This window comes from Phenylobacterium sp. (genome assembly GCF_036264965.1).
Lineage (GTDB): Bacteria > Pseudomonadota > Alphaproteobacteria > Caulobacterales > Caulobacteraceae > Phenylobacterium.
On sequence record NZ_DATAPY010000031.1, the window covers coordinates 20,111 to 27,880 of the forward strand.

General features: G+C 66.5%; 12 protein-coding genes. 5 read left to right on the forward strand and 7 right to left on the reverse strand.

Annotated elements, in window-relative coordinates; translation table 11 throughout:
- The first annotated feature begins 22 nt into the window (after positions 1–22).
- The gene (ndk, locus tag VHS75_RS04230; RefSeq protein ID WP_329637360.1) at positions 23–442 is read left to right on the forward strand and encodes a nucleoside-diphosphate kinase; all 420 of its coding nucleotides are present in this window, start codon (positions 23–25) and stop codon (positions 440–442) included.
- A gap of 109 nt (positions 443–551) precedes the next feature.
- Complete coding sequence (locus tag VHS75_RS04235) at positions 552–905, forward strand: DUF6481 family protein (protein ID WP_329637361.1); 354 nt, start codon at positions 552–554, stop codon at positions 903–905.
- Here the strand turns inward: VHS75_RS04235 and VHS75_RS04240 are convergent.
- The 4 genes from VHS75_RS04240 to nthA are packed head-to-tail and all read right to left on the reverse strand — an operon-like array spanning position 902 to position 2,782.
- The gene (locus VHS75_RS04240) at positions 902–1,126 is read right to left on the reverse strand and encodes a hypothetical protein (RefSeq protein ID WP_329637362.1); all 225 of its coding nucleotides are present in this window, start codon (positions 1,124–1,126) and stop codon (positions 902–904) included. The two genes, VHS75_RS04235 and VHS75_RS04240, sit on opposite strands and share 4 nt — an antisense overlap.
- A gap of 51 nt (positions 1,127–1,177) precedes the next feature.
- A complete protein-coding gene (locus tag VHS75_RS04245) occupies positions 1,178–1,528 on the reverse strand; it encodes a nitrile hydratase accessory protein (protein ID WP_329637363.1) in 351 nt (116 codons plus the stop codon).
- A complete protein-coding gene (gene nthB / locus VHS75_RS04250; protein WP_329637364.1) occupies positions 1,515–2,165 on the reverse strand; it encodes a nitrile hydratase subunit beta in 651 nt (216 codons plus the stop codon). The genes VHS75_RS04245 and nthB overlap by 14 nt, the downstream gene beginning before the upstream one ends.
- Positions 2,162–2,782 (reverse strand): nitrile hydratase subunit alpha, encoded by a 621-nt coding sequence (gene nthA / locus VHS75_RS04255; RefSeq protein ID WP_329637365.1) that lies wholly within the window; start codon positions 2,780–2,782, stop codon positions 2,162–2,164. Before nthA ends, nthB begins: the two co-directional genes overlap by 4 nt.
- A gap of 100 nt (positions 2,783–2,882) precedes the next feature.
- On the opposite strand from nthA, the gene VHS75_RS04260 reads away from it, so the two are divergent.
- The gene (locus tag VHS75_RS04260) at positions 2,883–3,521 is read left to right on the forward strand and encodes a DsbA family protein (protein ID WP_329637366.1); all 639 of its coding nucleotides are present in this window, start codon (positions 2,883–2,885) and stop codon (positions 3,519–3,521) included.
- Between the two features lie 30 nt (positions 3,522–3,551).
- On the opposite strand, the gene VHS75_RS04265 is transcribed toward VHS75_RS04260, so the two are convergent.
- Entirely contained in the window at positions 3,552–4,805 is a 1,254-nt protein-coding gene (locus tag VHS75_RS04265; protein ID WP_329637367.1) for a glutamate carboxypeptidase, read from the reverse strand.
- A gap of 171 nt (positions 4,806–4,976) precedes the next feature.
- On the opposite strand from VHS75_RS04265, the gene VHS75_RS04270 reads away from it, so the two are divergent.
- Positions 4,977–5,594 (forward strand): ATP-dependent Clp protease proteolytic subunit, encoded by a 618-nt coding sequence (locus VHS75_RS04270; RefSeq protein ID WP_329637368.1) that lies wholly within the window; start codon positions 4,977–4,979, stop codon positions 5,592–5,594.
- On the opposite strand, the gene VHS75_RS04275 is transcribed toward VHS75_RS04270, so the two are convergent.
- Both VHS75_RS04275 and VHS75_RS04280 read right to left on the reverse strand, forming a co-directional pair.
- Complete coding sequence (locus tag VHS75_RS04275; protein ID WP_329637369.1) at positions 5,591–5,839, reverse strand: hypothetical protein; 249 nt, start codon at positions 5,837–5,839, stop codon at positions 5,591–5,593. The genes VHS75_RS04270 and VHS75_RS04275 overlap by 4 nt on opposite strands.
- A 10-nt stretch (positions 5,840–5,849) precedes the next feature.
- Positions 5,850–6,503 (reverse strand): HAD-IB family hydrolase, encoded by a 654-nt coding sequence (locus tag VHS75_RS04280; RefSeq protein ID WP_329637370.1) that lies wholly within the window; start codon positions 6,501–6,503, stop codon positions 5,850–5,852.
- Positions 6,504–6,725: 222 nt separating this feature from the next.
- Here VHS75_RS04280 and clpX point away from each other — a divergent pair.
- A partial coding sequence (gene clpX, locus VHS75_RS04285; protein WP_329637371.1) for an ATP-dependent Clp protease ATP-binding subunit ClpX occupies positions 6,726–7,770 on the forward strand: 1,045 nt, incomplete at its 3' end.

A 7,770-nucleotide genomic window follows, 5' to 3' on the forward strand; every position in this document is an offset into this window, starting at 1 on the left:
CGCCTTGACCGTAAAGAGACCCATGACCGAACGCACCTTCTCGATCATCAAGCCGGACGCCACCAAGCGGAACCTGACCGGCAAGATCAACGCCGTGATCGAGGACGCCGGCCTGCGCATCGTCGGCCAGCGCCGCATCCGCATGAGCGAGGCCCAGGCCAAGAAGTTCTACGAAGTCCACGCCGCGCGCCCGTTCTACGGCGAGCTGGTCGAGTTCATGATGTCCGCGCCGGTCGTCGTTCAGGTCCTGGAAGGCCCCAATGCGGTGGCCAAGTACCGCGAAGTGATGGGCGCGACCAATCCGGCCGACGCCGCGGCGGGCACGATCCGCAAGCTCTACGCCGAAAGCGTCGGCGAGAACTCGGTGCATGGCTCCGACAGCGCCGAGAACGCGGCCCTCGAGATCGCCCAGTTCTTCGCCGAGGACGACATCGTCGGCTGAGGCCGATTGTCGTCAGGGTTTCGCAGAGACTTGCGAAACCCATTCTACAACCCAAATCCGCCGGGCGGGGTTCTCCTCGCCTGACATCCAACCCCATACGAAAGTCGCAATGAGAGAAGACAAGATCGGGGGCTTCAACGAGCGCCTGGCGTCCCAGGCCGAAGCCCGCAAAGCTCTGCTGGAGAAGTTCAAGCCGAAGCCGATGGTCCAGGCTGAAGTCCTGGAAACCCGGGCCCAGCGCAAGGCGCGCGAGGTCGAAGAGGTCCGCGCCAAGCGCGCCGCCGAAAAGGAAGCCGCCCGTCTGAAGGCGGAGGCCGATGAGCTGGCGCGCCAGGAAGCCCTGGCCAACAACGAAGAGGCTCAACTCGAGCTGAAGCGGCAGGAGCGTAAGGATCGCAAGGCCGCCGCGAAGGCCGAAGCCCGCGCCAAGCGCGAAGCCAAGTCCGCCGCGCGCCGGAACTAATCGGCCGCCGCGTTGTCCGGGTCGCCGGTCAGCTTGCGCGACAGGTCGCCGTAGTAACCCTGGATCAGCAGTTCGACGGTGTCGCCGCGCGCTTCGGCGGCGAAAGCCAAGTCCTTGGCCGTCTGGATGGCCGCCGAACGGCTAAGGCCACGTTCGATGGCTTGGCCGTCTGAAAAGACGGTCCAGTCGCCGTCCTTCAGGGTCACTGCATATTGAACCATGTTCTCTAGTCCTTGCTCCGGCGAGAGCGCGCGAACTGCGAAGACGGTTCCCTAGAGCTCGACAGGTCGTCCGTGTGCGGTGCGCCTGTAGGCCTCCGCCCAGGCGTCTTTGCGCGCGTCCAGCTCCGCACCCGCCGCCAGATGTTTCTCCTTCACAAGGTCCTCAAGCGTGGCCAGCCAGTGCTCGTAGTAGCGCACGCCGTCATCTTCGGGACCGGCGGCCTTCAGCCGGCGCGACAGGGCCTCAGCCCATTCCGTCCAGGCGAAACAGCCCTGTGCGTGCAGTTGCAGCGCCAAGGCGAAGGCCTGCGCCTGCCAGGGCTCGGTGAAGACCGGCCCCTCCGCGTCACGCGGCAGCCGAGGCAGGGTCCCGAAGCGTTCTTGGGGATCAGGCGCGTTCAAGGTAGGGCTCCCAGAGGTCCAGGCAGACGCTGTCGCGGGGATTGGCGGCGTCTCCCCACAGGTCGCGCGCGGTGAAACGCACGGTGTAGAGCGGCCGCGGGTCCTCGCCCTTGCCGTGGGCGTGGCTGTCCGGGAAGATGTGGGCGCCGTGAAGGTTGACGATCACGCCGGTCCGTCCGCGGACATAGCGCGGCAGGCGGGTATGACCATGCGGGTTCAGGTCGCGCGCCCGCACGGCGTCGCCCTCGGCGAACAGCGGCGGGGCGGCCTCTCGGACGTAGGAGCCTCGCCGCATGAACCGCGGGGTCACCTCTTCGGCGCACAGCAGCGGCGTGGCCTTCGCCGCCCCCGCCGCCGGCTTGCCGGACGCCATCTCGGCGGGGCTGACGAAGCCGTGCGCGACCAGGAGCTCGCTCAGGCCCCGGAACCACTTCTCGTAGTAGCTCATCGCCAGATAGTCGGGGCCCGGGATCTTCTCCCGCTGATGGCGGCCCTCGTCGATGTTGCGGCGGGTGGGCGAGGCGACGCTCAGGGCGTGGACGCGGCCTTCCCAGGCGTGGTGGAAGACCGGCTCGCCGGCCTCCGGGGCGATCGGGCCCAGGTTCTCCATCCCGCCCATGTCGTGCACGCCGTTCATAGCCGCTCGGTCCCGATCATGCCATTGCGGGTGACCAGGGCGGCAAGATCATCCTCGCTGAGCTCTTCTGTTCCGGCCGGCCGTTCCGGCAACACGAGGTAGCGGATCTCGGCGGTGGAATCCCAGACGCGGACCTCGACCTCGTCGGGCAGCTTGGTCCCGAACTCGGCGATCACCCCACGCGGATCGATCACCGCGCGGGACCGATAGGGCGCGGATTTGTACCAGACCGGCGGCAGGCCAAGTACCGGCCACGGATAGCAGGAGCACAAGGTGCAGACGACGAGGTTGTGGACGGCCGGCGTGTTCTCCACGACCACCATGTGGTCGCCCTGGCCGCCGGCGTAGCCGAGCTCGGCGATGGCCGAGGTGGCGTCTTCCATCAGCCGCGCCTTGTAGGCCGGATCGCTCCAGGCCCTGGCGACGACGCGCGCGCCATTTCGCGGGCCCACCTTGTGCTCGAAGTGATCGACGATGGCGTCCAGCGCGTCGGGGTCGACCAGGCCCTTCTCGACCATCAGCGATTCCAGGGCCTTCACCCGCAGCGCCATGTCCGATGGCGGCTCCTGGCCGTGATCGTGGTGATGATGATCGCCGTCGTGGTGGTCGTGCGCCATGGGCGCAAATTGGCTGAGAAGCGTGCAAAGGTGAAGTCCGCCCAGGTGACCGCCGGGCCGTCTCCTGCGATGCTGGAGGCCTTGGGAGGCGAGAACGCCCATGACCACGCCGCACCTGATCTACTTCTCCGACCCCATGTGCTCCTGGTGCTACGGCTTCTCGCCGGTGATCGAGGATATCCGCCGCACCTTCGGGCGCGCCTTGCCCGTGCGGGTGGTGATGGGCGGCCTGCGGCCCGGCACGGAAACGCCGATGACCGAGGAGGCCAAGCTCGAGATCGCCGACCACTGGACCCACGTCCATGAGGCGACCGGCCTGCCGTTCAACGGCGCCGGCATGTCGCGCCCGGGCTTCGTCTACGACACCGATCCGGCCGCCCGCGCAGTCGTGGTGGCCCGCGGCGAGGGCGAGGAGATGGCGGCGGCCTTCTTGGGCCGCACCCAGCGCGCCTTCTACGCCGAGGGCCGCGACGTGACCCTAGCCGAGACCCTGGCTGACATCGCCGAAGAACTGGGCCTCGATCGCGAGCCGTTCATGGAGGCGTGGGCCGCCGACGAGGCCAAGGAGGAGACCTGGCGCGACTACGCCATCTCGCAACGCGCCGGCGTCACCGGCTTCCCGACCCTGGTCGCCGGCCCGAATTCCGAGGGCGTCTATGGCGTGGTGACCCGCGGCTTCGCGCCGGGCGAGCAGGTGATCGGCATCCTCAAGGAATGGCTGGAGCGGATCGCGGCCTAGCTTCCGTTCCCGCACGGCGAGAGAGGAAGATCACTTCAGGTGCGGCGGCGGCGTGTGGCCGAGCTCCTGGATGAGCTTGGTCAGAAGGTAGAGCCGCGGCGTCAGCGACCCCAGCAGCAGATATTCGGTGTCGGCATGGAAGCCACCGGCCGCCGGGCCGAGCCCGTCGAGCGCCGGAATGCCGCCCTCATAGGCCAGGGCTGATTCCGAGGCCCCGCCATTGCCCCCGCGGGTGATCGTCTTGCCGATGCCGGCGTAGATCGCCTCGGCCCGGGCGGCCAGGGCGTCGGTGCCGGCGTTGCTCGCCAGGGGCGGGAAGAAGGGTTCCTGGTGGTAGACGCGCACCTTGGTGTCCGGGACCGCCGTCGTCTGGGCGTTCCTCTCGACCACCGCCATCACCTTCGGCAGATCCGCCTTCTCGCGGATGCGGAGGCTGTAGGTCGCCGCGGCGCTGTCCGGGATGATATTCTCGCGAGTGCCGGCCTGCAGCATCGTGAGATTCATGGTGATCCCGTCGCCTGTCTTCGGGAACACGTCGTCGGCGGTGATCTGGTGAATCAATTCGGTGGCGGCGTTGCGGCCCTCTCCGGGGGCGATGCCGGCGTGGGCTGCGCGGCCCGTCACTTCGACGTGCAGGGCGACGGCGCCCTTGCGCCAGACGGTGAGGACGTCAGGCGTGTCCCCCGGTTCAAGGTTCAGTTCGACATCGGCGTCAGAAACCAGCTTGTCGATCAGCTGGTGAGCGCCTGGCGAGCCACGCTCCTCGGACGTCTCGATCAGGAACACGATCTGCCCAAAATCCTTAAAGCCCTGGTCGTGCAGGATCTGAAGCGCATAGACGCCCTCGACGACGCCGCCCTTTTCGTCCGCGACGCCGGGGCCATAGGCCTTCTCGGCGTCCATGCGGAACGGGCGCTTGGCCGCAGTCCCCGGACCGAAGACGGTGTCGAGGTGGCCGATCAGCAGGATGCGCCCCTTGCCCGTCCCCTTGAGCGTCGCGACCGTATTGTCCGGCAGGCCCTCGGCCTCGGCCTTCACGCTCTCGATCGCGAACCCCATGGCTTTCAGACGCGCGCTCAGGATCGCGGCGACCTTGCGGCCGCCCTCGACGTCGCCGGTGCCGGAATCGATGTTCACCACCTGCTCAAGCAGCTTGAGTTGGTCGCCCTTGGCCGCCTCGGCCGCCCCCCAGACCTTGGCGTCCTTGACCGGCGCTGTGGCGGCGTGGACGGGCAGGGCCAGCAGCATGGACGCGCCGGCGAGCGCAATGGTTTTGAAACGCATAGAATCCCCGTGAACCTGGACCTCAGTCACCATGACCGGGCCGTCCGCAGGATCAAGGGCGAAAGACCCGTGCGCTCGCGTCACCTTGCGCCTTGCCTCCGGGCACGCGATATCCTGCACTCAGTGGGTCGTCGGCAGGCTCACCAAGACTCCAAGAAGGACTTCTTCCCTATGCGTGACCCCGTCACCACCGCGCTGGGCCTCGTGCCGATGGTCGTCGAGCAGACGAGCCGAGGCGAGCGCGCCTACGACATCTTTTCCCGGCTCCTGAAGGACCGGATCATCTTCCTGGCGGGTCCCGTCGAGGACAACATGGCGGCGCTGATCTGCGCCCAGTTGCTGCACCTTGAGGCGGAGAACCCCAAGAAGGAAATCCAGATGTACATCAACTCGCCCGGCGGCGTGGTGACATCCGGCCTCGCGATCTATGACACCATGCAATACATCAAGAGCCCGGTGATAACGCTCTGCCTGGGCATGGCGGCCTCGATGGGCTCGTTCTTGCTGATGGCCGGCGAGAAGGGCCAGCGGATCGCGCTGCCGAACTCGCGGATCATGGTGCACCAGCCCTCGGGCGGCTTCTCCGGCAAGGCCAGCGACATCGAGCGGCACGCCGAAGACATCATCAAGACCAAGCAGCGGCTGAACGAGCTCTACGCCAAGCACACCGGCCAAACGGTGGAGACGGTGGAGAGCGTACTCGACCGCGACAGCTTCATGACCGCCGAAGAGGCCAAGGCGTGGGGTATCGTCGACCACGTCTGGGAAAAGCGCGAAAGCGAATCCTAGACGGCCAGACGGCGGCGGGCGGCGGCCATCAGGGCCGCCTGCCCCGCGGGCTCCGTCACGTCGATGCGTTCGTCGGGGTCGCTGATGTCGGCGAACATGCCCTTAGGGTCTTCGTGGAAGTGCAGGAACGCGCGGGATTTTCGGTAGAAGACACCGCGCTTCTTCTCGGTGAGGCCGGGCAGGGTGCGCAGCTGGACCAGCAGGTCCTCCACACGGTCCAGATCCTGATCGCGGGCATGTCGCATGCCGGGGGCCTCAGGGCGTCGCCTTGAAAACCCGATAGCCCTTGATCTCGGCGGCCGCCAGCATCTCCTTGTCGCCGGCGGTGTCGCCGTAAGCGGCGCGCAATTCCAGATCCGCCCCGAACGCGGCTTTCAGGCGCACGACCTTTTCGGGGCCCCGGCAATTGGGTGTCGCAAAGCCGCCCGTCACGCGGTCCTGGGTGTCGAAGCTCAGCTTGGTGCCGATCAGGGCGTCTGCGCCCAGGCCCCGGGCGAAGGGCGCAACCGTGATCTCCGGCGAGGCGGTGACGATGACCAGGCGCACATTCTCGCTGCGCCACCGCTTCCAGGCGGCCACGGCGTCAGGCCGCAGGAGGCTGCGCGAGAACTGCTCGGCGAAGGCCCGCGCATCGGCTTCCAGCGTCTGGCGTGGGACGCCGCGCAGGAACTCGCGGGTGGCGGCGGCCTTGATGCGACCGCGGTCCCGATGAACCAGGTAGGCCAGCGCCGAAGGGATCAGGCGCACCATGGCTTGCGCGTATCGCCGCGGGCCAGCGCGCCACTTCAGGAACGCTGTATAGCTGTCGCGGATCGTCAGCGTGCCGTCGAAATCAAAGGCCACGACGGGCGATGGGGCTGGCGCATCGAACGGCAGACCGGCCTCGGGTTGCGGCGGGTCTTGTCCCATTTCGGCCTGTTTCCCATCTAGGATTGCGCGGCGCCCTGGTTTAGGGCGGTGCGCCGCCAATTGTCGCGACCCCGCGCCAAGGCTTGTGATCCGGGGCTGGATCGGGGAATGTCAAGACTTAGACAACCCGCGGCGCGTAGTTTGCATCGATTGGGCGGCAACGTCCGCGGGGCGATCTGGGGCTTAAGGCCTGCGGGATCGCCTAGAGAGTGAGAACCGACAATGACCAAGGCCGCAAGCGGGGACTCCAAGAGCACGTTGTATTGCTCTTTCTGCGGCAAGAGCCAGCATGAGGTCCGCAAGCTTATCGCGGGCCCGACCGTGTTCATCTGTGATGAATGCGTTGAGCTGTGCATGGATATTATCCGCGAAGAACACAAGATATCCTTCGTTAAGTCGAAGGACGGCGTTCCGACGCCCAAGGAAATCCGTGAAGTCCTCGACGATTACGTGATCGGGCAAGATCACGCGAAGAAGGTTCTCTCCGTCGCGGTGCACAACCACTATAAGCGGTTGAACCACGCCTCGAAGAATAACGACGTCGAACTGGGCAAGGCGAACATCCTGCTGATCGGCCCGACGGGCACCGGCAAAACGCTGTTGGCCCAGACCCTGGCTCGAATCATCGACGTTCCGTTCACCGTCGCCGACGCCACCACGCTCACAGAAGCGGGCTATGTCGGCGAAGATGTCGAAAATATTATCCTGAAATTGCTGCAGGCCGCCGACTACAACGTCGAGCGTGCGCAGCGCGGCATCGTCTACATCGACGAGGTCGATAAGATCAGCCGCAAATCCGACAATCCCTCGATCACCCGCGACGTGTCGGGCGAGGGCGTGCAGCAGGCGCTGCTGAAGATCATGGAAGGCACCGTCGCCTCCGTGCCGCCTCAGGGCGGGCGCAAGCATCCGCAGCAGGAATTCCTGCAGGTCGACACCACCAACATCCTGTTCATCTGCGGCGGCGCCTTCTCCGGCCTGGAGAAGATCATCTCCGCGCGCGGCCGTTCGACCTCGATCGGCTTCGGCGCCGAAGTGCGCGGTCCGGAAGACCGCCGTACCGGCGAGATCCTGCGCGACCTCGAGCCGGAAGACCTGCTGCGCTATGGCCTGATCCCCGAATTCGTCGGCCGCCTGCCGGTGGTCGCCACGCTCGAGGACCTCGACGAGGGCGCACTGATCGAGATCCTGACGCGACCGAAGAACGCGCTGCTGAAGCAGTACCAGCGGCTGTTCGACATGGAGAACGTGAAGCTCAAATTCTCCG